Origin of the sequence: Caballeronia sp. LZ024 (assembly GCF_031451455.1) — a bacterium.
GTDB lineage: Bacteria > Pseudomonadota > Gammaproteobacteria > Burkholderiales > Burkholderiaceae > Caballeronia > Caballeronia telluris.
In genome coordinates this window covers 460,585-485,250 of the sequence record NZ_JARUXL010000002.1, presented here as the reverse complement: position 1 = coordinate 485,250, position 24,666 = coordinate 460,585, and the positions used below count along the sequence as shown (strand labels likewise).

Below are 24,666 nucleotides of genomic sequence, written 5' to 3'. Positions count from 1 at the left end.
ACGCCATCACGCCATGAGCGTGACCAACGAGGAGTTTGACTATGGATACCATTTTGGAGATGCGCGCAATTCAGAAGAGCTTTGGCGCGGTCAAAGCGCTGAATAACGTGAATCTGAAGGTGCGCCAGGGCGAGATTCATGCCATTTGCGGAGAAAATGGCGCGGGAAAATCGACCCTGATGAAGATACTCAGTGGCGTTTATCCGCACGGCACGTACTCCGGCGACGTCCTTTATGACGGTGCGGAGCGTGCATTCGGCGATATTTCCGACAGCGAGGAAGTCGGGATCATCATCATTCACCAGGAACTCGCCCTCGTGCCCATGCTTTCGATTACCGAGAACATCTTTCTTGGTAACGAGCAGTCCAGGCGCGGTGTCATTGACTGGCAAGTTTCCCGCGCAAAGGCGAAAGAGCTGTTGGCGAAAGTAGGGCTTTCGGATTCTCCCGACTCGATGGTCGGTGCGCTTGGAATCGGAAAGCAACAGCTTATCGAGATCGCGAAGGCATTGTCGAAAGAAGTTCGCCTGCTGATTCTGGACGAGCCCACTGCCAGTTTGAATGAGAAAGACAGCGACACGCTTCTTACTCTACTGCTTGAACTGAAAGCGCGAGGCGTGACGTCAATCATCATCTCGCACAAACTGAACGAGATTTCGCGCGTCGCAGATGGCATCACGGTCATCCGTGACGGCTCGACGGTCGACGAGCTCGACTGCGGCAAAGACAATGTGACGGAGGACCGCATCATCAAGGCGATGGTTGGCCGGGAGATGTCGGACCGATATCCGCCGCGCACGCCGGATATCGGCGACGTGATTTTCGAAGTCAAGGATTGGCGCGTGCAGCATCCCACGCAGCGCGACCGCGCTGTCCTCAAGGGCGTAAATCTGAAGGCGCGCAAGGGCGAAATCGTGGGTATCGCCGGACTAATGGGTTCCGGGCGCACCGAGCTCGCCATGAGCGTTTTCGGCGGCACATACGGCCAGGGCATCACAGGCCAGGTACTGATGCACGGAAAGCAGGTCGACACTTCATCGGTCAAGAAAGCGATCAAAGCGGGTATCGCCTACGTGACGGAAGACCGGAAAGGCAATGGTCTACTTCTGGACGACAACATCAAGCGGAACATCACGCTAGCGAACCTGTCCGGTGTCTCGAAGTTCGGCGTCGTCGACGAGCACGAGGAGATCACGGTCGCGACCGATTTCCTCAAAAAGCTTCGAATTCGCGCGCAAGGCGTGACGCACGTCGTCGGCAACTTGTCTGGCGGTAATCAGCAAAAGGTCGTCATCAGCAAATGGCTGTTTTCCGAGCCCGAAGTGTTGATTCTCGACGAGCCAACGCGGGGCATCGATGTGGGAGCGAAATACGAGATTTACAACATCATCAATCAGGCGGTCGCCGCGGGTAAGTGTGTGGTCATGATTTCCTCGGAGATGCCCGAGCTACTTGGCATGTGTGACCGCATCTATGTCATGAACGAGGGCCGATTCGTCGGCGAATTAACCGCAGAAGAAGCGTCGCAGGAAAGCATCATGCGGGCAATTATGCGAAATGGAGACATTCAAAATGCGTAAGGCACTCTCTCCGGTAGCCCCCGACGGCGCCGAACTCAAGAAAAGCGAACTGTTCGGGATGGTCAAGCGTATTGGCAGCGAGTACGGTCTGCTCCTTTCGCTCGTCATCATCATGGCGTTCTTTCAGGTGTCGACGAGCGGCGTGCTGATGCAACCGCTCAATCTGACCAATCTGGTGCTTCAGAACAGTTATATCGTCATCATGGCGCTTGGCATGCTAATGGTGATTGTCTCCGGGCATATCGATCTCTCCGTGGGCTCGACGGCGGGTTTGGTGGGTGCGTTGGCGGCGGTTTTGATGGTGCAGTACGAAGTCAATTACGTTTGGGCAACCATCATTTGTCTCGTGGCCGGCGGGCTGATCGGCGCCATGCAAGGCTACTGGATTGCGTTCTGGCGGATGCCCTCGTTCATCGTGACCTTAGCCGGTATGCTGGTTTTCCGTGGTTTGACAAACCTGGTGCTCCAGGGACAGTCCATTGGTCCGTTCCCGAATGCATTCGGTGCCGTAAGTTCGGGTTTCCTTCCCGACCTCTTCCACGGTCAGACGCTTCACTTAACCTCGATTCTCCTCGGCGTGTTCGTCGGTGTTCTCTTCTTTGTGATTGAGCTTCGACATCGCGCTGGTGCAGCGAAGCATGGCGTTGAAAGTGGCTCGTTCGCAATGTTCGTGACCAAGAATGTCGTGCTTACGGCCCTTATCGTTGGCTTTTGCTACTTGCTGGCTTCCTATCGCGGCTTGCCGACAGTACTGGTCATCATGGGCGTGTTGATTGGCGTGTACACGTTCATTATGAATCGCACGACGATTGGTCGACGCATCTACGCGGTAGGCGGCAACTCTAAGGCCGCACGCTTGTCCGGGGTCAGTGTTCCGGCAGTGAGCTTCCTCACTTTTGTCAATATGGGCATCCTTGCCGCGCTGGCCGGTTTGATTTTCGCTGCACGTCTGAATAGCGGAACGCCAAAGGCCGGCACGGGTTTCGAGCTGGACGTTATCGCAGCATGCTTTATCGGCGGCGCTTCGGCCTCGGGCGGTGTAGGGAAAGTCGTCGGTGCGGTCGTGGGGGCCTTCATCATGGGCGTGATGAACAACGGCATGTCTATCATGGGCATTGGCGTGGACTACCAGCAGGTCATCAAGGGCATCGTCCTGCTGGCCGCTGTGTTCGTCGATGTGTACAACAAAAACAAGGCATAACGCCGCCTTCTCTCGCAGCAGACCAGGTTAAGAACTCAGCCGTGTTCTGGCGTGTGAAGGGATCGGCTGGCGTGCATCCTTGAGTATGAGAGTGCATCTCGAACATTTGGCGTGTTCATAAGTGACGCTACAGGAAATAAATATGGTCAAGCATATTGTGATGTGGGATGTTCGAGGTGAGACTCCTCAGCAAAAGAGGGAGTCCGCGTTGCTGGTAAAGACCGCATTCGAAAGTCTGAGCGGGAAGATTCCCGGACTCACCAGGCTTGAAGTCGGCATGGACGTTAGCGCTGTGGACTACGCTTGCGACGTCGTCTTGTACACCGAGTTCGAGAGTCAGGAATCGCTCGACGCGTATGCGTCGCATCCTGAGCATCTGCGAGTGAAGCAGGTCGTGGGTGATGTGCGTATCGCTCGGCATCAGGTCGACTACATCTAAACGAGTTGCACCGCTGACGACACAGGAAGCAAATCGCATGTATCAATTCACCTATACCACGCAGGCGGCAAGAGTCGTGTTCGGCGCTGGAAGCATGAAGCTGATTCAGCAAGAAGTCGAGGCATTGGGGGCGCGCCGGGCATTGGTTCTCTGTACCCCCGACCAGAAAGCTCAAGCCGAGGTGGTGTCATCGCTGCTCGGTCCTTCGAGCGCTGGGGTCTTCGATGGCGCCCAGATGCATGTTCCCATCGAGAATGCCCGCCGCGCGCGCAAACACGCGAAGGAAGTCGGGGCCGACTGCGCCGTGGCGATTGGCGGCGGTTCGACGATTGGCCTCGGCAAGGCGATTGCGCTCGAATCGTCGTTACCGATTATCGCGATTCCAACGACCTACGCCGGGTCGGAGATGACGCCCATCTATGGAATAACCGAAGACGGCCTGAAGAAAACAGGGCGTGACGCCAAGGTCATCCCGAAGACGGTTCTGTACGACCCGGAACTGACCGTAGGGCTTCCCGTTAAGCTTTCGATTGTGAGCGGATTGAACGCCATCGCCCACGCTGCCGAGGGGCTGTACGCACAGGACGGAAATCCGGTGATGTCGCTGATGGCGGAAGAGGGTATCCGCTCGCTTGCCAATGGCCTGCGCCGTGTAAAGAAGAACGGAAGCGACAAGACCGCGCGCAGCGAGTGCCTGTATGGCGCGTGGCTGTGCGGGATGGTGCTCGGAAATGTCGGGATGGCGCTTCATCACAAGCTGTGCCACACGTTAGGGGGAACGTTCAACCTTCCTCACGCGGAGACGCACGCAATCGTCCTGCCTCATGCGCTCGCATATAACAGTGTAGTTGCCGTCGACGCGATGGGCCGAATCGCAAGGGCTTTGAACGTAGATGCGGCGCCTGACGGGCTTTATAAACTCAATGAAGAGCTTGGTGTTCCGCAAGGCCTTCGGGAGATTGGCTTGGGAGAAGCAGATCTCGATTATGCGTGCGAGGTGGCTTTGTCGAACCCGTACTGGAACCCTCGGCCGATTGAAAAGGAGCCCCTCAGGGCACTTCTTCAGCGTGCGTGGGAGGGGGCTCTTCCGACAGCATAAGGGTCGAGAGGCGCATTTCTCTGGCGCTCGGAGCAAGTTCTCCGTGCGCGGGTCGTTAGCTGGGTTGAGGGCAGTTCATCGTGCTATTTTGGTCTATACCCGTTGGCGCGGCGAGCACCGGTTGCCGATTGACTGAACGTCTAGCGGAACACACTCCGAGCATCGCGCTCATGTTCAGCATGAGATCGAACCTTGTCACCGGCGACCACGCCCTTGATGCCAACCCGGCGAGTGGACCGCGCGCTATGGCGGCCACGCTGATCGACTCAGTCAGAGCGCCAGTCACTTTTTGCGGCGCCGATTTGCGCGTGGGCCTGAGCGTGGGCATCAGCACCTTCCCGGAGCATGGTGACGAGGCAGAGCCGCTGCTAAAGAAGGCGGACGTTGCGATGTACGCAGCGAAGAAGGGCGGTCCCCATCGCAGCGTCATTTTCGAGGACGGGTTTGGCGCTACGGCGGTTCGTCGGCTAAAGGTCGAAAACTCGGTCGGGGCGCCTGTATGCGCTGGTTGACCGAATTTCATTGGCGCGCGAGAGAATATGCTTTTTCGTGCAGCCGGCCGCGCTGATTCGCGGACTCGCCGACACGCTGCCGCGCAATGTCGCCTGCTCGAAGAAGAAGGAGCCGGTGTGTTGAAGGGAAGCATGTACGGCAAGCTGCTGGGCGAAATGGCCGTCGGATCGCAGTTGCAACACCTGACCGATGCGCTGAGTCTCGATGAACCCAACTGGCTGCCGCCCGAACTCTTCAGGCGAATCGGCGTCGTGTCCGCGATCCGAAAACAGGCCGCGGTCGCGGGGCTCGAACGTTGATCATCACGAGGAAGATCCGTTGACGAGTGATCGCTGCCGCGCATTAAGGCGCTATAACAAACGATGCGCCAGCCGCGCTGCGGCGAGGGCCGTGCGTCGGTCGTGATCGAAGGCGGGGTTGCACTCGGCGATATCCGCTGCCCGCAGTTTTCCAGATGCACGCACGTGCCTGACCATCGCCTCGACGACCGACAGCGGCACGCCCAACACCGCCGGCGCCGATACACCGGGAGCGGCGCCGCCGGGAAGCACGTCCAGGTCGATGGTCAGATAGATGTCGTCGGCCGCGTCGATCATGCGCTCCAGTTCGTCCAGCCGTTTCGCGAGCTGCGACTCCTGCATGTCCGTGTCGAGCACGTAGCGCACGCCGAGTTCACGCGCACGCTCGAAAAGCGCGGCCGTGTTCGCGAGGTCGCTGACGCCCAGACACACGTAGTCGAACGGCAGGCCGCGCGCTGCGCAATCGCAGGCGATCTGATCGAACGGCGTGCCTGAACTCGCCGGTCGCGACTGCCGTAAATCGAAATGCGCATCGAAGTTCAAAATCATGAGCCGGCGCTCGCCCGTGCCGCCTAGATGCTCGCGCAATCCGCTGTAGGTCCCCCATGCCACTTCATGGCCGCCGCCGAACACGATCGGCCGTCCGCCGCACGCGAGTACTTCACTGATGACGCGTGCCAGATCAGCTTGCGCGGCTTCGAGACTTCCATCGTCACAGACGACGTCGCCCGCATCGAATACGGTCGACGATGCCTTCGCCGGCAGGCCCGCGAGTGCCGCTCTCAATTGCTTCGGACCGTGTGCCGCGCCGACCCGGCCCTGGTTGCGGCGCACGCCTTCGTCGGAACAGAAACCGATGATCACGGCGGCATCGTCGATTTGCTGGCCCTTCACGAGCGGAACGATCTGGTTGAACACACGCCGGGTGTCGCCGGGCTCTTGCGTATCAGAGCGGCCGCGCCACACGTTTTGATCGAAGGTGACGTTCATGAGCGCGACAAGACCGCTTGCAGGAAGGCGCGCGTGCGCGGTTGCGACGGCGCCGAGAAAATCGTCGATGGCGGCCCGGCTTCGACGATCACGCCTCCGTCCATGACGACGACCACGTCTGCGACTTCCTTCGCGAAGCCCATCTCGTGCGTCACGACCACCATCGTCATGCCTTCGCTTGCAAGCAGCTTCATCACCTGAAGCACCTCGCCCACCAGCTCCGGGTCCAGCGCGGAAGTCGGCTCATCGAACAGCATCACGCGAGGGCGCATCGCGAGCGCGCGGGCGATGGCGACGCGCTGCTTCTGACCGCCCGACAGGCTCGCCGGCATCACGGCGGCCTTGTGCCCAAGGCCGACCTTTTCCAGCAGCGCTAGAGCCTGTGCTTCGGCCTCGGCCTTGGGCGTGCCACGCAGCATGCGTGGACCGACGGTGATGTTATGCAGTACAGAAAGATGCGGGAACAGATTGAACGACTGGAACACCATGCCTACTTCGGTCCGCAACGCGTTGAGGGACCGCTCCTTGAGCATCACGCCGTGATCCACCAGTCGATGGCCGCAGACGTCGACCGTGCCGCCTTCTGCTTGCTCCAGGCCGTTGCAGCAGCGCAAGAACGTGCTCTTGCCCGAGCCGCTGGGGCCGATCACGACGACGACCTGCTGCGGCTGAATGTCGAAGTCGATGCCGTTCAACACGACATGCGAGCCGAACGATTTGGTCAGTCCGCGAATCTGGACGATGGGTTGAGAGGTGTTTTTCATTGCACCATTCCTCCTGCACGCAGACGACGTTCGACGCGATGCAGCGCGTAATTCGTCACCTGGGTCAGCACGAGATACACCAGCGCGATCGCCAGGTAGACTTCGAGCGACCGGTACGAGACGCTGATGATCTTCTGTCCTTCATGCATGAGATCGTCGATCGTCAAGAGCGAGACGAGCGCCGAATTCTTGATCAGCGCGATGAACTCGTTGCCGAGCGGCGGAATCATCCGCACGATCGCCTGCGGCAGGATCACGGCGCGCATCGCCTGCCCCGACGACATGCCGATCGAACGCGCGGCCTCCATCTGACCTCGATCCACCGATTGAATCGCGCCGCGCACGATCTCGGAGACATAGGCCGCCGAATAGAGTCCCAGCCCGAGCATGCCGCACACGAACGCCGGCAGCAAAATGCCGAATTGCGGCAAGCCGAAGAACAGCAGAAACAATTGCACGAGCAACGGCGTGCCACGGAAGAAAGTCAGGTAGGCGGTGCAAAAGCCGTAGACGATGCGTCGCTGCGGTGTGAGCCTGCCGATACCGATCAGCAAGCCAAGCACGCAACTCAGCGCGAGTGCGGCGGCGGTCACCTCCACCGTCACCACCGCGCCGTGCGCGATGTCCGTCCAGCCGGCCAGGACCGGCGAGAAGTCGAGTTCCATTTTTCTGGCTAAGTCCGTTTATTGCGAGTCGGCGCCGAACCACTTGCGAACGATGGCCGCATACGTGCCATCCGCTTTGATCTTCACGAGCGCTGCGTTGAACGCGGCCTTCAGTTCGGGCGCGTCCTTGCGCACGGCGATCCCATAGGCTTCGGTGGTCAGCTGCTTGTCGAGGACGCGGAAACCCGGACGCGTCTTGGCCAGTTGCAAGGCAGCCGGTTTGCCGGTCACCGCCGCGTCCGCCCGGCCGATCCCGACCAGATCGAACATCTCCTGATTCTTTTCGACTTCGACGCGCGTGATTTGAGGGAAGTTGTCGCGCAGGAAATTCACCGACTTCGTGCCGACCTGCACGGAGACCTTCTTGCCATTGAGGTCGGCAACCGTCTTGATCGGCGAACTGCTCTTGACCAGTGCAACGAGCCCGCCGGCAAAGTACGGTTCGGTGAAATCGACCACCTTGCTGCGCTCGTCGGTGATGTAGATCCCGGAAATGGCGGCATCGAAGCGATGGGCAATCAAGCCCGGGATCAGCCCTTTGAAGTCGATGTCGGTCCATTCGACCCGCTTGCCCATCGACTTGACGAGCGCGTTCATGACGTCGACGTCGAAACCGGTGCGCGCGCCGTTCTCGGTGAACTCCATCGGCGGGAAGGTGGCATCGGTCGCCACGCGCACGACATCCGGAGTCTGCGCGGCCGCGCTAAGCGGAAGCGCCGCGAAGGTCGCAGCAAATGCAATGCACGCGAGAGAAAAGAGTCGTTGCAGTTTCATGTCCAAGGTCCTTTCGGGAATAGGCGGGTCAGTCGGTTTGCATGCGCTCGGAAATGCATCGCGCGGCTCGCACGGTGGCGTCGATAAATTGGCTCTCGCGCCCCACGGCGCGGGTGGAGGGCGCCATCAACGTGATCGAGGCGCCACTGCTCGCCGCACGCCCGATCCGGTGAAAGATCGGAGCGCTGACGCCCCACACGCCGGGATCAACTTCGCTGTCACTCACGGCGTAGCCCTGTGCCCGGATTTCTTCCAGCTCGGTTTCGATGGTTGCGCGGCCAGCGGCGTCACCGTGAAACACGCTGTTCAGGACGTCGGCGCGTACCTTGTCGGTCATGAAGGCCAATAACGACTTGGCCGACGCGCCGGCCCTGAGCGGCACGGCTCGTCCTCTTTCGAACGAGCAACGCAGGGAATGCTCGCTGTCGAACATTTCGACGCACATCACCTGATTCTTGACCGCGACGACCAACCCCACGCTTTCCTGAGAGATGCGCGCAAGCTTCTGCATTTCATTGCGGCTCGCTTCGACGAGCAGCGAGTTAACATCGAAACCGTGCGCAAGCTGGAGGCTGATCGGCCCCGGGGCATAGTAGCCCGCGTGCTCGGCGACGAAACCCCAGCGCTTGAGGAGCGCGATCTGTCTATAGAGCGTGCTTTGCGCCAGTCCGGTCACGCCGAGCAGATCCTTCGCGGACATGGCTTGGCCATGACTGGAAAGCGCGGCCAATACGAGAAGGACCCGTTCTGCACCCGTGACGGATTGATCGTGGTTCAAGAAGCGACACCAAAGCCGAATAGCGATGGGCAGAGAATGCCAGAAGTTTCTCGCGTGTCAAAAACCGCTTTCCCATCGAATGGGAATTGAAGTGCAGGGTTTTCCCGGACCATGCACCCAAAATCGCTGCGTGCGAGACGGTGGTCGCGCGCACACGGACGCGTTGCGATTTTCCAGCGGAGTCAGCGGTCGTCACGCGCCGACGCTCTCCCGCCAGCGATTCACATACTCCGCTAAGCCCGCAAGCGGGCGCGGTAGCGCGCGGGCACGCGGCGATTCATAGCGAAGCGGGCGAGCCGCCAGAAGATAGGCGCCGCCGGTCGTGCCCGAGCGATCGTCCGAGACCCAGACTGCTTGCTCCGGTCGCAAGGTCGCAAGCAGCGTCGCATAGTGGCGATTGGCCGTGAAGGCGCCTTCGATCACGATGTCGCCGCTGCTGGCGAGGCGCGTCAGGCAATCGTCGGTGACGAGCGCGGTGTAGAGCGATGCCAGTGCATACGATTGCTCGGGCGAGGCCGGCCAAGGCCCGCGGATTTCGCCGCGCCGTTCGGGCCAGCCGCCGCCAAGCGGCGCGAAACCGGGCAACGCGAGCGTACCGCGAGCGACGAGCGTGGCGACATCCTGCCATTCACAGTTGTCGGCCTGCTGCGCGTTGAGCACGGCAAACTCGCGGCCGCCCATGAAGCGGGCGCAGGCGACAGGCCGGCCCCACGCATCGAGATTCGCTAGCATGTCCCGCCGCGCGTCGAGCACGGAGAGCGGCGCGCCGACCCCGGCCACGAGCGCCCAGGTGCCCGACGAGATTACGTTCAGCGGCGTTTGCGGCGTCGGCAAGCCGTACAGATGCTTGACCAGGGAAGCATTGCTGTCGTGAATGCCGCACACGACGCGGCACTGCGCCGGGAGGCCGGTTCGTTCCGCCACCTCGGGCCGCAACGTGCCCAGGGTGGCGCCAGCTTCGCGCAACGGCGGAAAGAGCGCATGCCAGCCGAGTTTGCCGACCATCGGCGCGAGGCGGCCGCGTCCGATGTCCCACAGATCGGTATGGCAACCCCACGAGGTGATTTCGCCGGCCGCGACACCCGCCAGTCGCCACGCCCAGTATTGCGGATACGGCAAGATCCGGCGCACGCGCGAGAAAGCGTCGGGAAACGTGCGCGCCTGCCAGAACATTTGCCGTCCGACGTTCAAGCCGCACGGCAGCGCGGGCGAAAACGTGCAACCGAAATCGCCGCGCAGCGGCGCGTAAGCGGCGTCGATCTCGTTCACGCCGGAGAACTCGTAGTCGAGCACGGGCAGCGCCAGCCGCTCGTCTCCCAACAGCGCGACCGTCGCGCCATGCGTGGTCGTGATGATCGAGCCGATTCGATCCGGCTCGCGTAATTGCCGCAATTCATGCAGCAACCAGTCCCAGATCGCGTCGACATCGAAGTGCGGGTACAGACCGGCATCGACGGCCCGGTTCGCGCGGCGCGCTTCCGAGAGCGGACTGCCGTCGTCGTCGAGCAGACTCAGCTTGAGATTGGTCTTGCCGATGTCGAATACGACGACCCGGCCCGCACGCGCATCAGCCGGCATGACGTTCATGACGGCTCCGCTTCGGCGTCGACCACGATCACCTCGATGCCTTGGGCGCGCAACATGTCGCTCGTCTCGGCGCTGATGCCGCTGTCCGTGATCAGCGTCCCTACGCGCGAGAGCGGGCACACGATCAGGCCCGCGCGGCGGCTCTGAAACTTGGAGCTGTCGGCGAGGACGATCAGTTCGTCGGCCTGCTTCATCAGCTTGATTTCGGCGCGCACCAGAAGCGGGTCGCTCTCCAGCAGACCGAGCGGCGACACCGCGGCCGCGCCGATGAACATCTTGCTTGCGTAGTGATTCTGGATCACGTCGTTGTCGAACGGGCTCACGATCACGTCCTGCTCGCGATACACCTTGCCGCCCGGCAGCAGGATTTCGTTGCGGCTTTGCGTGAGCAGTTCCTGAGCCGTGAAGAACGAATTGGTGAGGATGGTGAGCTGACTTTCGGTGAGATGCGCCGCCATCATGTGCGTGGTGCTGCCGCCGTTGATGATCACGGTTTCGCCGTCCAGACACAGCGCCGCCGCGCGGCGGGCGATGGCCCGCTTGCGTCCGGAATGCAGCGCCATGTTCTCCCAGAAGTTCGTGCCGACGAGGCCGCCCGGCTTGTCCGGCGCGAGGTGCCGCGCGCCGCCGTGCATCTTGACGAGTTGTCCGTTGACCGCGAGCACGGCAATGTCGCGCCGGATCGTCGCGGCCGAAGCGTTCAATACACCCTCGAGTTCGGCGACCGTCGCGCTGCCGCGTTCCGCGAGGGTTTTGAGCAATTTCTTGCGTCGCATGTGATTGATCAAGGTATGTCTCCGTGAGTAGCGGGATTATCGAATTCGCGCATGAAGCAATCATTCAATCAACTCTAATGGAAAACGTGCGCTCAATTCAATCATCAAGTTGAGCGAAATATGATTGAACAATGCGCACTTGCTGAGCAAAATAGCTGTCACCTGACCACGACACCAGCGAGACAACGCTTCCCATGAAGACCTCCTTCGCTCCCGCCGAGCGCGCCCAAATTGCTTCCCAATGGGACGACACGCGCGCCGCATCGCTCTCTGAACCCGAACTGCTGCTCTATCGGTCCAACCTGTTAGGCGGCGATCTGCGCATCACCAATTTCGGCGGCGGCAATACGTCGGGCAAGATCGGCATGACCGATCCGCTGACTGGCGAGACGGTGCCGGTGCTGTGGGTCAAGGGTTCGGGCGGCGACCTCGGCAGCATGAAGCTCGACGGCTTCGCCACGCTCTACATGAGCAAGCTGCTGGCGCTCAAGTCGCGTTACCGCGGGCTTGCCCACGAAGATGAAATGGTGAGCATGGCCGCGCACTGCACCTTCAATCTGAATCCGCGCGCCGCGAGTATCGACACCGCGTTGCACGCGTATATCCCGAAGGCGCATATCGACCATATGCATCCGGACGCCGTGATAGCCATCGCGGCGAGCGAAAACGGCGAGAAACTCACGCACGAAATCTTCAACGGCGAGCTGGCGTGGGTGCCGTGGCAGCGTCCGGGCTTCGACCTTGGCGTGGAACTCGGCGCAATCACGCGTGATCGTCCGGGCTTGAAGGGGCTGGTTCTACAGAATCATGGCCTTTTCACTTGGGGCGATGATTCGAAGGAGTGCTATGAAAATACGGTGCGCGTGATCGCGCGGGCCAACGCCTGGCTCGCCACGCACGGCGACACACCGGCCTTCGGCGGTGCCGCGCTTGCGCCGCTCGACGCACAGGCGCGGTTACGCGTGGTCGAGCGGCTCGTGCCGTCGCTGCGCGGAAAAATCAGCGGCGGCGCGGCGGGCGGCCAGTACAAGCACGGCCATTTCGACGATCGCGCGGAAGTTCTCGAGTTCGTGTGCAGCAAGGAACTCGCGCCGCTGGCCGCGCTCGGCACGTCGTGTCCTGACCATTTTCTGCGCACGAAAATCTATCCGCTGGTGCTGAACTTCGATCCTGGGCGGAACGACATCGACGAAGTGATCGCCGGTCTCGACACGGCGCTCGAGCAATATCGTCGGCATTACCACGGCTATTACGAGCGCTGCAAGCGGCCCGACAGTCCGGCCATGCGCGACCCGAATCCGGTGATCTACCTGATTCCCGGCGTCGGCATGCTGAGCTTCGCGCGCGACAAAGCCACCGCGCGGATCGCGAGCGAGTTCTATATCAATGCGATCAACGTGATGCGCGAGGCGCAGCGCATCGACCGCTACGTGGGCTTGCCGGAGCAGGAGGCTTTCGACATCGAATACTGGCTGCTCGAAGAAGCCAAGTTGCAGCGCATGCCCAAACCGAAAGGCCTCGCGGGCCGCGTCGCGCTGGTCACGGGGGCGGCCGGCGGCATCGGCCGCGCTACCGCCGAGCGGTTCTTGCAGGAGGGCGCTTGCGTGTTGCTCGCGGACATCGACGCGAGCGCGCTCGCCGAGGCGCAAGCGGCCTTGCAGCAGCGCTTCGGTCACGACATGGTGGCGAGCGCCGTCGCGGATGTCACGAGCGAAGCGTCGGTGGCGGCGGCGATGGCCGCGGCGCTGACCCGTTTCGGCGGTATCGATCTGGTGGTGTCGAATGCGGGCATCGCTTCGTCGGCGGCCATCGGCGATACGAGCCTCGAGTTGTGGAATCGCAATATGGAGATTCTCGCGACCGGCTACTTTCTGGTTGCGCGCACCGCGTATCGACTGATGCGCGAGCAGGGCATCGGCGGCAGCATCGTGTTCGTCGCGAGCAAGAACGGGCTGGTGGCGTCGGCGGGTGCGTCGGCTTATTGCACGGCCAAGGCGGCGGAAATTCACCTCGCGCGCTGTCTCGCGCTGGAAGGCGCGGAGCACGGCATACGCGTGAACGTCGTGAACCCCGACGCCGTGATCCGCGGTTCGAAGATCTGGGACGGCAAGTGGAAGGAAGAACGCGCCGCGTCGAACCGGATCGCTGCCGACGACATCGAAGATTTCTACCGCAAGCGCAGCATGCTCAAGCTCAGCGTGCTGCCCGAAGACATCGCGCAAGGCGTGTATTTCTTCGCGAGCGATCTGTCGGCTAAATCGACGGGGAACATCCTCAACGTCGACGCCGGCAACGCCGCAGCCTTCACACGCTGAAGCGCGCTAGTCGGAAAAACCAAGGCGGCCACTGCGGCGCCGAATAAAAAAACAAATGGATGGAGACATGAGTCACGATCACTCTCTGCTGCGCGCAGCCGGCGTGTGCAAGTCGTTCAACGGCGTGCCGGCGTTGCGCGACGGTCGCCTCGAATTGCGGGCGGGCACGGTGCACGCGCTGTGCGGTGGCAATGGCGCGGGAAAGTCGACGTTTCTGAACATTCTGATCGGCGCGTTGCGGCGCGATGGCGGCACGATCAGTTGCAAGGGCCGGCCGGTCAACTTCCAGTCGCCCGCCGATTCGCTCGCGGCCGGCATCGCGATGATCAGCCAGGAGCTCAATCCGCTGCTCGACATGACAGTTGCGGAAAATCTCTTTCTCGGCCGCGAACCGATGAAGCTCGGCGGCCTCGTCGTCGACTGCGGCCGGCTGTTCAAACGCGCGGCCGCGCTGATGGATTCGCTCGGTTTCGCCATCGACGTGCGCGCGCCGCTGCGCCGCCTGAGTCTCGCCAAACGGCAGCTCGTCGAGATCGCGAAGGCGATCTGTTACGACAGCGACATTCTCATCATGGACGAGCCGACCTCGGCAATCGGCGAGGCCGAAACTGTAATCCTGTTCGACGCCATCCGGCGGCTCACGGCGCGCGGCGTCGGCGTGATCTATGTGTCGCATCGGATGAGCGAAATCTTTACGATCGCCACCGAATACACGATTCTGCGCAACGGCGGCTACGTCGAATCGGGTCGGCTCGCCGAGATCGACAGCGCGCATCTCGTGCACGTCATCGTCGGCGAACGCGTGACGCGCAGCCAGCGCCCGGCGACGCAGCGCGAGCAGCCGGTCATGCTCGAAGCGCGCGGCTATGCGCAGCGCAAGCGCTTTAGCGGCATCGATCTGCAAGTCAGGCGCGGTGAGATTTTCGGCATCTATGGGCTGATGGGCGCGGGACGCAGCGAGTTTCTCAACGCCGTGTTCGGTCTCACCCGAGCCGACCAGGGCACGCTGTTGATCGACGGCGCGCCCGTGCGCATTGCCGGTCCGGCCGACGCGCTCAGGCACGGCGTTGCGCTGATCACCGAGGACAGAAAGGCAACCGGGCTCGTCGGCTGCCGGCCGGTGCGCGAGAACGTCACGCTGGCCGCGCTGCGCGACTATTGCCGGGGCGGCTGGATTCGGGCCGGCCTCGAACGCGACGCGCTGCTGCGCATGACCCGGCAATTCGCGATCCGCGCCAGTTCGCCGGACATCGCGGCGCAGCAATTGTCGGGCGGCAATCAGCAGAAGCTGATACTCGCGCGCTTTCTGCTGACGCAGCCGCGCATTCTGCTGTGCGACGAGCCGACTCGCGGCATCGACGAAGGCACCCGGCAGCAGATCTACGCGTTTCTCAATGCGTTCGTGGCCGAGGGCCGCTGCGCGATCGTCGTCTCGTCCGAGCTCGACGAGGTCATGCAGGTGAGCGACCGGATTGCGGTGTTCGTGCGCGGACGGATTGCCGGAACGCTCAGCCGCGCCGGAGCCTCGCATCACGCGTTGACGCATCTCGCGTCGTGAGCGCTCGCTGCCTATTCCCGCACTTATCCGGAGCCAACCTCATGATGCTCGCGCAACACTCCCTGTCGCTGAAGCACCTGTCCCGCTATGGCATCGTCGCGGCCTTCGTGGCGATCTGCGTTGCGCTGTCGTCGCTGAACGCCTATTTCCTCACGCTGAACAATCTGCTGAACATCCTGCAGCAGGTGTCGATCAACGGCTTGCTGGCGATCGGCATGACCTTCGTGATTCTGGCCGGCGGTATCGATCTGTCGGTCGGCTCGGTGGTCGCCTTCGCGGGCATGGTGGCGGCAAGCGTGGTCGCGGGCGACACGCCTCATGGCGCGGGCGCCGCGCTGGCGGCGGGCGTGCTGGTCGGCGCCGCGTGCGGCGCGCTCAACGGCGTCGTGGTCGCGCGTTTTCGCGTGCCCGCTTTCGTCGTCACGCTCGGCATGCTGAGCATCGCGCGCGGCGGCACGCAGATCTACAACGACGGCATGCCGATTTCAGGTCTTTCGGACGCCTTCCTCTTCATCGGACAGGGCAAGGCGGCCGGCGTGCCGATTCCCGTGCTGATCTTTCTCTCGATGTTCGTGGCATCGCTCGCCGTGCTGCGCTATTCGCGCTTCGGCCGCTACGTGTATGCGGTCGGTGGCAACGAAAAGAGCGCACGCGCGAGCGGCGTGCCGACGCGTCTCGTCCTGCTGGCCGTCTATTCGATTTGCGGCGCGTGCGCGGGACTGGCCGGCGTCGTGCTCAATGCGCGCACTACCTCGGCGCTGACCCAGGCGGGCGTCGGCTACGAACTCGACGCGATCGCCGCGGTCGTGATCGGTGGCACGAGTCTGTCGGGCGGCGTCGGCGGCGTGCCAGGCACACTATTCGGCATGCTAATCATTGGCGTGATCAACAACGGGCTCGACCTGATGGGCGTGTCCTCGTATTACCAGCAGGTAATCAAGGGCGCGGTGATCGTGTGCGCGGTTCTGCTCGACATCGCCGCGCGCCGGGAAAACAGCTGAGGCCATGCCTCGCCAATCTTGACGACAAGGAGACCGGATGAAAGCAGCAAATTGGTTGATGGGGCTCGCGTTGAGCGCCACGTGCGCGGTGGCTTGTGCGCAAGGCGCAGTGACGAAGACCTGGAAGATCGGCGCGGCGGTCTACGGCCTGCGCAACGAATACGCGCAACTGTGGGTGAAGGCGATCAAGGATCATCCGGCTGTCAGGAGCGGCCTCGTCAGTCTGACAGTTTTCGACGGCCGCTACGATCACCTGACGCAAGACGGCCAGTTCGACACCATGATCACGCAGAAGTACGACGGCGCGATCTACATCCCCATCGATTCGATCGCCGGCGGCAACGTGGTGCGCAAGGCGGCTGGCGCGGGTCTGCCGGTGGTCGGCTCGAACGGTCCCGTGAAGAGCGATCAGCTGGTGTCGTACATCGGCGCAAACGACGTGCTCGGCGGCCAGCTTGAGGCGGACACGGTCGTGAATAAGCTCGGCGGCAAGGGCAACGTGGTGATTCTCGAAGGACCGGTCGGACAGATGGGCGCCGCGCAGCGCAGCGAGGGCATCGACGGCGTGCTGAAGCGACATCCGGGGATCAAGGTGCTGGAGCGCAAGACCGCGAACTGGTCGCGCGCGGAAGCGCTCACGCTGATGCAGAACTGGATCACCGCTCATCCCGGTCAGATCAACGGCGTGATCGCCGAAAACGACGAAATGGCGCTCGGCGCGGTGGCCGCGTTGAAGGCGGCGGGCATCGACCCGAAGACAGTGCCGATCGCCGGCATCGACGGCGTGACTGATGCGATCAAGGCCATCGGCCGTGGCGAGATGGTGCTGACCGAGCGGCAGGACGCGAAAGCGCAGGCGCAGGGCGCGCTCGATATTCTGCTGCGCCGTCTGATCGGACCGGCCTACAAACCGCAGTCGACGATCTGGCAGCAGTACGCGAACGCCATGCCGTGGGGCGAGGGCACTGCGAAGTGCTATGCGGTGCCGTGGACCGAAGTGTCCAAAGCTAACGTTGCGCAGTTCAATGCGGCACGTTAACGCGCGAAGCGCTGCGTCGCTCGCTTTTCTGAATCAATAGAAAGGATGCTTGCTCCATGCCCGGCTTTATTCAGCAAACGTTCGACTTCAGCCAGAAAGTCGTTCTGATCACCGGCGGCGCTTCGGGTATCGGCCTCGCCATTGCCACGGAATTCGTCGCCCAGGGCGCACGCGTCGCGCTGGTCGACGCCAGCGACGAAGTCGAGCGGGTGGCGGCGTCGTTGGGCAACGGCAGCCTCGGCTGGCAAGGCGACGTGAGCGATGAACCGCGCTCCGAAGCCATCGTGGCGGAGGTGATCGCGCGGCTCGGTCGCATCGACGTGCTCGTGAACAACGCGGGCGTCGGGCTGATCGAAAGCGCCGAGGCGATGAGCACGACGATGTGGGACACGACGATGGCGGTCAACCTTCGCGGGCCGTTTCTCTATGCCCGCGCGGTCGGCCGTCACATGCTGGAGCGCCGCGCGGGACGCATCGTCAACATGGCCTCGCAGGCCGCGCTCGTCGGACTCGACAAGCATGCCGCTTACAGCGCGAGCAAGGCCGGACTGCTCGGCATGACGCGCGTGCTGGCCGGCGAATGGGGGCCGCGCGGCGTGACGGTCAATGCGATTTCACCGACGATCGTCGAAACGGAGCTTGGACGGCGCGCGTGGGCGGGCGAGGTCGGCGACCGGTTCAAACGCAAGATTCCGTCGGGCCGCTTCGCGAGGCCGGAGGAAATCGCCTGCGCGGTGCTCTACCTCGCGAGCGACGCAGCCGCCATGATCAATGGAGAAAACCTGGTGATCGACGGCGGATACACCACGCAATGACGCTCAGACGCGCGGCTGCCAGCGCGCACGAATCCGCTCGCATTGCGCGAATCAACCACTGGAGACAATCATGAAAAAACTCGTCCACACCGCGCTCGTCACTGCCGCGCTCGCTTGCGGCGCGTCGGTCGTGCATGCCGAAGCACCCAGACAGCCGATCCGCATCGGCGTGTCGTTTCAGGAGATGAACAATCCGTACTTCGTGCTGATGAAGCAGAGCGTCGAGCAGATGGCGGCGAGCATCGGCGCGACCGTCGTCGTGACCGATGCACGGCACGACGTCGCCAAGCAGACGAACGACGTCGAGGACATGTTGCAGAAGAAGATCGACATCCTGCTGCTCAATCCGACAGATTCGAGCGGCGTGCAGTCGGCGGTGCGTGCGGCGAAGAAGGCCGGCGCGGTGGTCGTCACCGTGGACGCGAACGCCGAAGGCCCCGTCGACTCCTACGTCGGGTCGAAAAACGCCGACGCGGGGCGCATCTCGTGCGACTACCTCGCGAATAGCATCGGCGGCAAGGGCGACGTGGCGATTCTCGACGGCATTCCCGTGATTCCAATTCTGGAGCGCGTGAAAGGCTGCAAGGAATCGCTCGGGAAGTATCCCGGCATCAGGATCGTCACGACCCAGAACGGCAAGCAGGAACGCGCCACTGCCCTGACCGTGACGGAAAACATGCTCGCGGCGCATTCGAATCTGAAGGGCATCTTCAGCGTCAACGACGGCGGCGCGATGGGCGCGCTTGCAGCGATCGAAAGCAGCGGCAAGGACGTCAAGCTGACGAGCGTGGACGGTGCGCCGGAGGTCATCAAGGCGATGCAGAAGCCCGGCTCCAGACTGGTCGCCACCGCGGCGCAATTTCCGCGTGACGAGATCCGGATCGCGATGGGCGTCGCGCTCGCTAAACACTGGGGGGCGAACGTGCCGGCCAGCGTGCCGGTGGACGTGAAGTTGATCGACGCGGCGGGCGCCCGAACTTTTGCCTGGTAACTGGGCATCCGGTAACGCGATGCACCGTGCACACGAAATCACCATGAACGATATCGACGAAGTGCTGAGTCTCGAAGGCGTCTCGAAGAGCTTTCCCGGCGTGAGGGCGTTGTCTGGCATCGACCTGTCGATCCGCAGGGGCGAAGTGCATGCATTGCTCGGCGAAAACGGCGCGGGCAAGTCGACCTTGATGAAGGTGCTGTGCGGCATCTATCAGGCCGACGAAGGTCGAATCCGGGTCGAAGGTCGTGAACGCAAATTCGGCAGCTACAAGGATGCGATCGCGGCCGGCATCGGCATCGTGTTTCAGGAGTTCAGTCTCGTGCCTGATCTGACAGCGGTCGAGAACATCTTTCTCGGGCGCTACATGACCAACGGCGCGGGCCTGATGAACAAGCGCGCCATGAAGCAGGCTGCGCGCGAAATATTCGACGAACTCGGCATCGCGATCGACCTCGACGTGCCGATCCGCGATCTGTCGGTGGCGCAGCAGCAGTTCGTCGAGATCGGCAAGGCGCTCTCGCTCGAAGCGAAAATCCTTGTGCTCGACGAACCCACCGCCACGCTGACGCCGAACGAAGCCGCGCATCTGTTCAAGATCATGCGCGACCTGCGCGAGCGCGGTGTGGCGATGATCTTCATCTCGCATCATCTGGAAGAGATTTTCGAAGTGTGCGACCGCATCAGCGTATTGCGCGACGGCGCCAACGCGGGCTGCACGGACGTGACTTCAACGGATGCCGGACGGTTGGTCGAGATGATGGTGGGACGCAGGATCGAGCGCAACTTCCCCGCCAAGCCGCCGGCCAGCCGGCGCGAACGCCGTGCGCTCGAAGTGCCGGAGATTCAGCTCGTCAAAGGCGGCCCGGTGAATCGCTTCGATCTGTTTGAAGGCGAGATACTGGGTTTTGCCGGGCTGGTCGGCTCCGGGCGGACCGAGTTGGCGCGCGGGGTCATCGGGGCGGATCCGGTGCATCGCAAGACGGTTCTGCTGAACGGCATCGGAACGCGGCTCGACGATCCGACCGAGGCTTTGTCGAGCGGCATCGGTCTGTTGCCGGAGAGCCGCAAGGTCGAGGGACTGATTACGGACTTCTCCATACGCTTCAACATCTCCATGAACAACCTGAAGAAGTACCGCAAGAACGGACTCATCAACCGCAAGTCGGAGAATCGGGCGGCAGCGGGTTTATCCGCGCGCGTGGGCATCAAGGCGCCGGGTGTCGAGTCGCGCGTGGCGACGCTCTCCGGCGGCAATCAGCAGAAAGTGGTGATCGCGCGCTGGCTCGATCACGATTGCGACGTGCTGATCTTCGACGAGCCGACGCGCGGCATCGACGTAGGCGCCAAGGCCGAGATCTATGCCTTGATGCGCGAGCTTACGCAACTCGGCAAGTCGATCATCATGATTTCAAGCGAGCTGCCCGAAATCGTCGGCATGTGCGACCGGGTCTGCGTGTTCTCGGGCGGTGCCATCGTGGCAACACTGGAAGGCGACTCCATCAATCCCGGCGACATCATGCGCCACGCCACCGTAGGGAGTATCACATCATGAGCAGGATTATCAGCAGTCCCGCGTTGGCGCTGCCCGGCGACTTTTTCGCGCAATTGCGGCGCTCGACGGTTTTGCTGCCGCTAGTCGGGCTTCTCGTGATCTCCACGTTCATGATCTTCGCGACCGACAATTTCCTCTCGGTTGGCAACCTGCAAAACATTGCCTTGCAGTCGTCGATTAATGGAATCATCGCAGTCGGCATGACGGCGGCTATTCTGACAAGCGGAGTCGATCTGTCGGTCGGCGCGGTCGTGGCGCTGTCAGGCACCGTATGCGCGGGACTCATGGTGAACTCCAGCGTGCCGATGCCGCTCGCTGTGGTGTCGGGCCTGCTGATCGGCTTCGCGGCCGGCATCTTCAATGGCTATTGCGTGGCGTCTCTTCGCATGCCGCCGATCATCGTCACGCTCGCCACCATGGGAATCGCCCGCGGACTCGCGCTGATCTACACCAGCGGCTATCCGATCGACGGACTTCCCGACTCGTTCGCGTTCCTCGGCGCCGGCGAACTGGCCGGTATCAAGGTGCCGATCCTCATCATGCTGCTGACCTACGGCGTCGCCTTCGTGTTGCTCAACATGGCGCCGTTTGGCCGCTACGTCTATGCGATCGGCGGTAACGAGGAAGCGACGCGTTTGTCGGGTGTGCGCGTGTCGCGCTACAAGCTGCTCGTCTATGCGTTGAGCGGCTTGACCGCGGCGCTCGCGGGAATCGTCCAGGCGGCGCGTGTCACCAGCGGCCAACCCGGCGTGGGGATGGGTTTCGAGCTCGACGCGATCGCGGCGGTCGTGATGGGCGGCACGTCCATCGCAGGCGGCCGCGGGGCCATCCTGGGGACACTCGTCGGTGCGTTGTTATTGGGTGTGCTAAACAATGGGCTGAACATCATGGGCGTCTCGCCCTACGTTCAATTGGTTGCGAAAGGCGGCATCGTATTGCTGGCTATTTTTATCAGCCGCGAAGCCACGCGGTGAACGGAATTTCAGACGCAGAGAAGCGACACTATGACTTATCACGGATTGGAAAAGGGTCTGTCGGGCAGCGCCATTGGCCGCCTTGCCGCGATGCAGGCCGTGGTCTGCCACGGCCCCAGGGATTACCGGCTCGAAACGGTCGAACGCCCGAAGGCCGGGCCGCGCGAATTGGTGATACGGATTGCGGCGTGCGGGATCTGCGCATCCGATTGCAAGTGTTTTTCGGGGGCGAAGATGTTTTGGGGCGGCGACGGTCAGCCTGCCTATGTTAAGCCACCGGTGATTCCGGGGCACGAATTCTTTGGCTATGTCGATGAACTGGGAGAGGGCGCAGCCGCGCACTTCGGCGTAGAGCGTGGCGATCGCGTGATCGCCGAGCAGATCGTGCCATGCGATCAATGCCGGTTTTGCAAGACCGGCCAGTACTGGATGTGCGAGGTGCACAACATATTCGGGTTCCAGCGCGTGGTGGCCGACGGTGGCATGGCCGACTATATGCGGCTGCCGCCGACGTCGCGAGTCCACAAGATTCCAGAGGGCATCTCGCTGGAGGACGCCGCAATCATCGAGCCGTTCGCCTGCGCGATTCATACGGTGAATCGCGGCGATATCCAGTTCGACGATGTCGTGGTGATCGCCGGCGCGGGTCCACTAGGTTTGATGATGGTTCAGGCCGCGCATCTCAAGACGCCGAAGAAACTGATCGTGATCGATCTCGTGCCGGAGCGGCTTGCTCTGGCGCGCAAATTCGGCGCCGACGTGATCATCAACCCGAAAACCGACGACGCGCAAGCCATCGTCAAGGCTCACACGGGTGGGTACGGCTGCGACGTGTATCTGGAAACCACGGGGGTGCCGGCTGGCGTGACCCAAGGCCTGAGCATGATCCGCAAGCTGGGCCGCTTCGTGGAGTTCAGTGTGTTTGGCGCCGACACGACCGCCGACTGGTCGATCATCGGAGATCGCAAGGAACTCGATGTGCGCGGCGCACATCTGGGACCGTATTGCTATCCGGTGGTGATCGATCTGATGGCGCGCGGGTTGATCACCTCGAAGGGGATCGTAACGCACAACTTTGCGCTGTCGGCTTGGGAGCAGGCCATTGCCGTGGCGAATTCGCTCGATTCGATCAAAGTGCTGCTCCGGCCGGCGGCCGCGGGAGAGTGACGAGTCGGCGTTGACGGAGCGGCGGGCGTCGGGTCGGCGGATCACGATGTTGCGATCACGTATGCAGTTTCTTGAGGATCAAAGCGCGGTTCCCTGAAGTGGAAGGTCAGGTGTCAATGCGTGGGCCGAGGGCATGGCGGCACCCATGTACTGCTCTTATTGCAGCGACGACCGGCGAGCGAACATCGCGCTGCTGATGGCTCGCTAGGGTAAGTACTGGCATTCCCGTAACTTCTCGCACGCCAGCGTCGGACCAAAGTCGACGTAGCGCTCACGGATCAGCGCAACTGCACGCCGTGCGGCTTTAACGGCGCAGTCAGGCTTGAGTTGGCGCTCGGCCACGGCGTGAATCATTCTGAGTCGGTCCAGTTCGCGTATCGACATCGTAATGCTCCCAGTCGTGTTCATGGTCGCGCTCCAGAAACGCTTGTCTGTCGACGAATCTACGTCAAAATGCGACATTTCTATTTGGCGGAAACACGACATTTGAACTTGGGACCTACACACAACTTCGATAATTTATATTATGTCAACTTAGCGCGCCATGGATCAGTGAGTGCTCGCTCGCACTGCGCATTCCGGCGAGTGAACCTGCCGCCGATTGCTTCGCCGTCCATGCCGCCGACCTACCCGTCGATAGACTTTTCATGTCGTACCCCGTTCACGTAGAGCGGTCATCATCGCTGCGCCGATACCGCAACTCCCGTTGGCTGCGAACGGCCGTAACGAACACGGCGTCTAACTCGGGCACAAACCGATACAGTGCCAAGTAACCGTGCGCGCCGGTCGATATGACGAGCTCGCGCATTCCGTGAGGGCTTTCAGCTGGCCGTCCGATCAGCGGACTCGATTGCAATATGTCGAGCGCGCACACAATATCGTCAATGCGTCGTGCAGCAGCGTGCTCTGGGGTGTGCTTGAAAAGAAAGTCAAAAATGCGATCGAAATCCTCACGAATCTCTGGCGCGAGAATCAGTCGCGCCATTTCTTCACCTTCGGCGGAACCGGGTCGGTTCCGGCAGCCCGACCGCGAAGATACTCACGCATCTCGGTCCACTCGATTCCGACGCCTGCGTCCAGCATGCTCGCCAGTCGGGCATCACCGTCGTCGAGAAATCCGCGCCGCAATTCCTCGTTGGCAACTCTTTCCGCGATCGCTTCCAACATGAAGCTGTGCGACGTCTTCCCGGACTCTTCCGCGAGTTTTGAGACGCGGTCGCGAAGGTCGGGCGGAAGACGGAGCGTAGTGGTAGACATATCGGCCCCCTGAAGTATCACAATTGTGCTACATAATACGTGGTCCAGCCGCTTTTGCAAATGCACGTACTGCGCAGGACGTCATATATTGGATCATAAGAAGGGACAGTACTCTTTAGGGCAAATTAGCCGGGTTCATAAGCGCGGAGCCGAGTGACGCTGAAGCGCACGCCGTAAGAACTGCAAATAACTCCGAGCTATAGAAATTGTTCACTTAGGGCTTCAGGGGCCTTAAACATCGCGATCTTTCGGTCACCTTGTTCAACCAACGTTCGAGCGGAAGCACGTCCTGTTCAAACCGATCGGGAGTGCCAGACGCTCGACTTCTAGGATAAATCGAAGTACGTCATTGCACAGAAGGTCCGGATAACTCCCTGCCCCGTGTCGACTCCACTCGTTATCAGCACCGTCCAGCGATCAGCCAACTAGTTGGGCGGCGACAATGGTTAAGTCCGGTGTAGCGACATTCATCTTGGCCGGTAGTGAGAAGTCGAAGGCGGCGTAGCCCCGGAGACGACGAGCTGCCGGC

Annotated in this window: 26 protein-coding genes; 15 read left to right on the top strand and 11 right to left on the bottom strand. The window is 61.9% G+C overall.

Annotation, left to right across the window (positions count from 1 at the left end; all coding sequences use genetic code 11):
• The first annotated feature begins 41 nt into the window (after positions 1–41).
• From mmsA to QCE48_RS17330, 6 genes are all read left to right on the top strand, one after another.
• Complete coding sequence (gene mmsA / locus QCE48_RS17355; protein ID WP_309784670.1) at positions 42–1,580, top strand: multiple monosaccharide ABC transporter ATP-binding protein; 1,539 nt, start codon at positions 42–44, stop codon at positions 1,578–1,580.
• Positions 1,558–2,781, top strand: a complete 1,224-nt coding sequence (mmsB, locus tag QCE48_RS17350; RefSeq protein ID WP_404982568.1) for a multiple monosaccharide ABC transporter permease — start codon at positions 1,558–1,560, stop codon at positions 2,779–2,781. Before mmsA ends, mmsB begins: the two co-directional genes overlap by 23 nt.
• 142 nt (positions 2,782–2,923) lie before the next feature.
• Entirely contained in the window at positions 2,924–3,220 is a 297-nt protein-coding gene (locus QCE48_RS17345; protein ID WP_309784669.1) for a Dabb family protein, read from the top strand.
• Positions 3,221–3,257: 37 nt separating this feature from the next.
• Positions 3,258–4,319 carry a maleylacetate reductase gene (locus QCE48_RS17340; protein ID WP_309784668.1) on the top strand — a complete coding sequence of 354 codons (1,062 nt, stop codon included), beginning with the start codon at positions 3,258–3,260 and terminating at the stop codon, positions 4,317–4,319.
• A 170-nt stretch (positions 4,320–4,489) separates the two neighbouring features.
• Positions 4,490–4,831, top strand: coding sequence for a diguanylate cyclase domain-containing protein (locus tag QCE48_RS17335; RefSeq protein ID WP_309784666.1), 342 nt, complete (start codon positions 4,490–4,492; stop codon positions 4,829–4,831).
• Between the two features lie 117 nt (positions 4,832–4,948).
• Positions 4,949–5,131: a hypothetical protein gene (locus QCE48_RS17330; RefSeq protein ID WP_309784665.1), complete on the top strand. Its 183-nt coding sequence runs from the start codon at positions 4,949–4,951 to the stop codon at positions 5,129–5,131.
• A 51-nt stretch (positions 5,132–5,182) separates the two neighbouring features.
• On the opposite strand, the gene hutG is transcribed toward QCE48_RS17330, so the two are convergent.
• The 7 genes from hutG to QCE48_RS17295 all read right to left on the bottom strand — a co-directional run bounded on the left by hutG (position 5,183) and on the right by QCE48_RS17295 (position 11,477).
• Complete coding sequence (hutG, locus tag QCE48_RS17325) at positions 5,183–6,121, bottom strand: formimidoylglutamase (RefSeq protein ID WP_309784664.1); 939 nt, start codon at positions 6,119–6,121, stop codon at positions 5,183–5,185.
• Complete coding sequence (locus tag QCE48_RS17320; protein ID WP_309784663.1) at positions 6,118–6,885, bottom strand: amino acid ABC transporter ATP-binding protein; 768 nt, start codon at positions 6,883–6,885, stop codon at positions 6,118–6,120. Before QCE48_RS17320 ends, hutG begins: the two co-directional genes overlap by 4 nt.
• Entirely contained in the window at positions 6,882–7,550 is a 669-nt protein-coding gene (locus tag QCE48_RS17315) for an amino acid ABC transporter permease (RefSeq protein WP_309784662.1), read from the bottom strand. The genes QCE48_RS17320 and QCE48_RS17315 overlap by 4 nt, the downstream gene beginning before the upstream one ends.
• An 18-nt stretch (positions 7,551–7,568) precedes the next feature.
• On the bottom strand, positions 7,569–8,324 hold the full coding sequence (locus QCE48_RS17310) for a transporter substrate-binding domain-containing protein (RefSeq protein WP_309784661.1): 756 nt from the start codon (positions 8,322–8,324) through the stop codon (positions 7,569–7,571).
• Between the two features lie 28 nt (positions 8,325–8,352).
• Positions 8,353–9,102, bottom strand: coding sequence for an IclR family transcriptional regulator (locus QCE48_RS17305; RefSeq protein ID WP_309784660.1), 750 nt, complete (start codon positions 9,100–9,102; stop codon positions 8,353–8,355).
• A gap of 192 nt (positions 9,103–9,294) precedes the next feature.
• Entirely contained in the window at positions 9,295–10,689 is a 1,395-nt protein-coding gene (locus QCE48_RS17300) for an FGGY family carbohydrate kinase (protein WP_309784659.1), read from the bottom strand.
• Positions 10,686–11,477, bottom strand: coding sequence for a DeoR/GlpR family DNA-binding transcription regulator (locus QCE48_RS17295; protein WP_309784657.1), 792 nt, complete (start codon positions 11,475–11,477; stop codon positions 10,686–10,688). The genes QCE48_RS17300 and QCE48_RS17295 overlap by 4 nt, the downstream gene beginning before the upstream one ends.
• Positions 11,478–11,659: 182 nt before the next feature.
• Between QCE48_RS17295 and QCE48_RS17290 the strand changes: the two genes are divergently transcribed.
• The 7 genes from QCE48_RS17290 to QCE48_RS17260 all read left to right on the top strand — a co-directional run bounded on the left by QCE48_RS17290 (position 11,660) and on the right by QCE48_RS17260 (position 20,739).
• A complete protein-coding gene (locus QCE48_RS17290; protein ID WP_309784656.1) occupies positions 11,660–13,780 on the top strand; it encodes a bifunctional rhamnulose-1-phosphate aldolase/short-chain dehydrogenase in 2,121 nt (706 codons plus the stop codon).
• Positions 13,781–13,847: 67 nt separating this feature from the next.
• A complete protein-coding gene (locus tag QCE48_RS17285) occupies positions 13,848–15,338 on the top strand; it encodes a sugar ABC transporter ATP-binding protein (RefSeq protein WP_309784654.1) in 1,491 nt (496 codons plus the stop codon).
• 41 nt (positions 15,339–15,379) lie between these two features.
• On the top strand, positions 15,380–16,339 hold the full coding sequence (locus tag QCE48_RS17280) for an ABC transporter permease (protein ID WP_309784653.1): 960 nt from the start codon (positions 15,380–15,382) through the stop codon (positions 16,337–16,339).
• A 37-nt stretch (positions 16,340–16,376) separates the two neighbouring features.
• A complete protein-coding gene (locus tag QCE48_RS17275; RefSeq protein ID WP_309784652.1) occupies positions 16,377–17,378 on the top strand; it encodes a substrate-binding domain-containing protein in 1,002 nt (333 codons plus the stop codon).
• Positions 17,379–17,434: 56 nt separating this feature from the next.
• Positions 17,435–18,193: a GolD/DthD family dehydrogenase gene (locus tag QCE48_RS17270; RefSeq protein ID WP_309784651.1), complete on the top strand. Its 759-nt coding sequence runs from the start codon at positions 17,435–17,437 to the stop codon at positions 18,191–18,193.
• Between the two features lie 70 nt (positions 18,194–18,263).
• On the top strand, positions 18,264–19,184 hold the full coding sequence (locus QCE48_RS17265; RefSeq protein ID WP_309784650.1) for an ABC transporter substrate-binding protein: 921 nt from the start codon (positions 18,264–18,266) through the stop codon (positions 19,182–19,184).
• Between the two features lie 52 nt (positions 19,185–19,236).
• Positions 19,237–20,739, top strand: a complete 1,503-nt coding sequence (locus QCE48_RS17260) for a sugar ABC transporter ATP-binding protein (RefSeq protein WP_309785075.1) — start codon at positions 19,237–19,239, stop codon at positions 20,737–20,739.
• On the opposite strand, the gene QCE48_RS17255 is transcribed toward QCE48_RS17260, so the two are convergent.
• Complete coding sequence (locus tag QCE48_RS17255) at positions 20,729–20,851, bottom strand: hypothetical protein (protein ID WP_309785096.1); 123 nt, start codon at positions 20,849–20,851, stop codon at positions 20,729–20,731. The genes QCE48_RS17260 and QCE48_RS17255 overlap by 11 nt on opposite strands.
• On the opposite strand from QCE48_RS17255, the gene QCE48_RS17250 reads away from it, so the two are divergent.
• Both QCE48_RS17250 and QCE48_RS17245 read left to right on the top strand, forming a co-directional pair.
• Positions 20,793–21,713, top strand: coding sequence for an ABC transporter permease subunit (locus QCE48_RS17250; protein ID WP_309785073.1), 921 nt, complete (start codon positions 20,793–20,795; stop codon positions 21,711–21,713). The two genes, QCE48_RS17255 and QCE48_RS17250, sit on opposite strands and share 59 nt — an antisense overlap.
• A 30-nt stretch (positions 21,714–21,743) precedes the next feature.
• Positions 21,744–22,880 carry an alcohol dehydrogenase catalytic domain-containing protein gene (locus tag QCE48_RS17245; protein ID WP_309784649.1) on the top strand — a complete coding sequence of 379 codons (1,137 nt, stop codon included), beginning with the start codon at positions 21,744–21,746 and terminating at the stop codon, positions 22,878–22,880.
• Positions 22,881–23,084: 204 nt separating this feature from the next.
• On the opposite strand, the gene QCE48_RS17240 is transcribed toward QCE48_RS17245, so the two are convergent.
• From QCE48_RS17240 to QCE48_RS17230, 3 genes are all read right to left on the bottom strand, one after another.
• Entirely contained in the window at positions 23,085–23,288 is a 204-nt protein-coding gene (locus QCE48_RS17240; protein ID WP_404982635.1) for a hypothetical protein, read from the bottom strand.
• Between the two features lie 253 nt (positions 23,289–23,541).
• Complete coding sequence (locus tag QCE48_RS17235; RefSeq protein WP_309784648.1) at positions 23,542–23,865, bottom strand: type II toxin-antitoxin system RelE/ParE family toxin; 324 nt, start codon at positions 23,863–23,865, stop codon at positions 23,542–23,544.
• Positions 23,853–24,137: a CopG family transcriptional regulator gene (locus tag QCE48_RS17230; protein ID WP_309794247.1), complete on the bottom strand. Its 285-nt coding sequence runs from the start codon at positions 24,135–24,137 to the stop codon at positions 23,853–23,855. Before QCE48_RS17230 ends, QCE48_RS17235 begins: the two co-directional genes overlap by 13 nt.
• Between the last annotated feature and the right edge of the window lie 529 nt (positions 24,138–24,666).

Bases quoted from the DNA above. Each gene is read 5' to 3' on its own strand.
- mmsA (WP_309784670.1), top strand. From the start codon at position 42: ATGGATACCATTTTGGAGATGCGCGCAATTCAGAAGAGCTTTGGCGCG.
- mmsB (WP_404982568.1), top strand. From the start codon at position 1,558: ATGGAGACATTCAAAATGCGTAAGGCACTCTCTCCGGTAGCCCCCGAC.
- QCE48_RS17345 (WP_309784669.1), top strand. From the start codon at position 2,924: ATGGTCAAGCATATTGTGATGTGGGATGTTCGAGGTGAGACTCCTCAG.
- QCE48_RS17340 (WP_309784668.1), top strand. From the start codon at position 3,258: ATGTATCAATTCACCTATACCACGCAGGCGGCAAGAGTCGTGTTCGGC.
- QCE48_RS17335 (WP_309784666.1), top strand. From the start codon at position 4,490: ATGTTCAGCATGAGATCGAACCTTGTCACCGGCGACCACGCCCTTGAT.
- hutG (WP_309784664.1), bottom strand. From the start codon at position 6,121: ATGAACGTCACCTTCGATCAAAACGTGTGGCGCGGCCGCTCTGATACG.
- QCE48_RS17320 (WP_309784663.1), bottom strand. From the start codon at position 6,885: ATGAAAAACACCTCTCAACCCATCGTCCAGATTCGCGGACTGACCAAA.
- QCE48_RS17315 (WP_309784662.1), bottom strand. From the start codon at position 7,550: ATGGAACTCGACTTCTCGCCGGTCCTGGCCGGCTGGACGGACATCGCG.
- QCE48_RS17310 (WP_309784661.1), bottom strand. From the start codon at position 8,324: ATGAAACTGCAACGACTCTTTTCTCTCGCGTGCATTGCATTTGCTGCG.
- QCE48_RS17300 (WP_309784659.1), bottom strand. From the start codon at position 10,689: ATGAACGTCATGCCGGCTGATGCGCGTGCGGGCCGGGTCGTCGTATTC.
- QCE48_RS17290 (WP_309784656.1), top strand. From the start codon at position 11,660: ATGAAGACCTCCTTCGCTCCCGCCGAGCGCGCCCAAATTGCTTCCCAA.
- QCE48_RS17285 (WP_309784654.1), top strand. From the start codon at position 13,848: ATGAGTCACGATCACTCTCTGCTGCGCGCAGCCGGCGTGTGCAAGTCG.
- QCE48_RS17280 (WP_309784653.1), top strand. From the start codon at position 15,380: ATGATGCTCGCGCAACACTCCCTGTCGCTGAAGCACCTGTCCCGCTAT.
- QCE48_RS17275 (WP_309784652.1), top strand. From the start codon at position 16,377: ATGAAAGCAGCAAATTGGTTGATGGGGCTCGCGTTGAGCGCCACGTGC.
- QCE48_RS17270 (WP_309784651.1), top strand. From the start codon at position 17,435: ATGCCCGGCTTTATTCAGCAAACGTTCGACTTCAGCCAGAAAGTCGTT.
- QCE48_RS17265 (WP_309784650.1), top strand. From the start codon at position 18,264: ATGAAAAAACTCGTCCACACCGCGCTCGTCACTGCCGCGCTCGCTTGC.
- QCE48_RS17255 (WP_309785096.1), bottom strand. From the start codon at position 20,851: ATGAACGTGGAGATCACGAGAAGCCCGACTAGCGGCAGCAAAACCGTC.
- QCE48_RS17245 (WP_309784649.1), top strand. From the start codon at position 21,744: ATGACTTATCACGGATTGGAAAAGGGTCTGTCGGGCAGCGCCATTGGC.
- QCE48_RS17240 (WP_404982635.1), bottom strand. From the start codon at position 23,288: ATGAACACGACTGGGAGCATTACGATGTCGATACGCGAACTGGACCGA.
- QCE48_RS17235 (WP_309784648.1), bottom strand. From the start codon at position 23,865: ATGGCGCGACTGATTCTCGCGCCAGAGATTCGTGAGGATTTCGATCGC.
- QCE48_RS17230 (WP_309794247.1), bottom strand. From the start codon at position 24,137: ATGTCTACCACTACGCTCCGTCTTCCGCCCGACCTTCGCGACCGCGTC.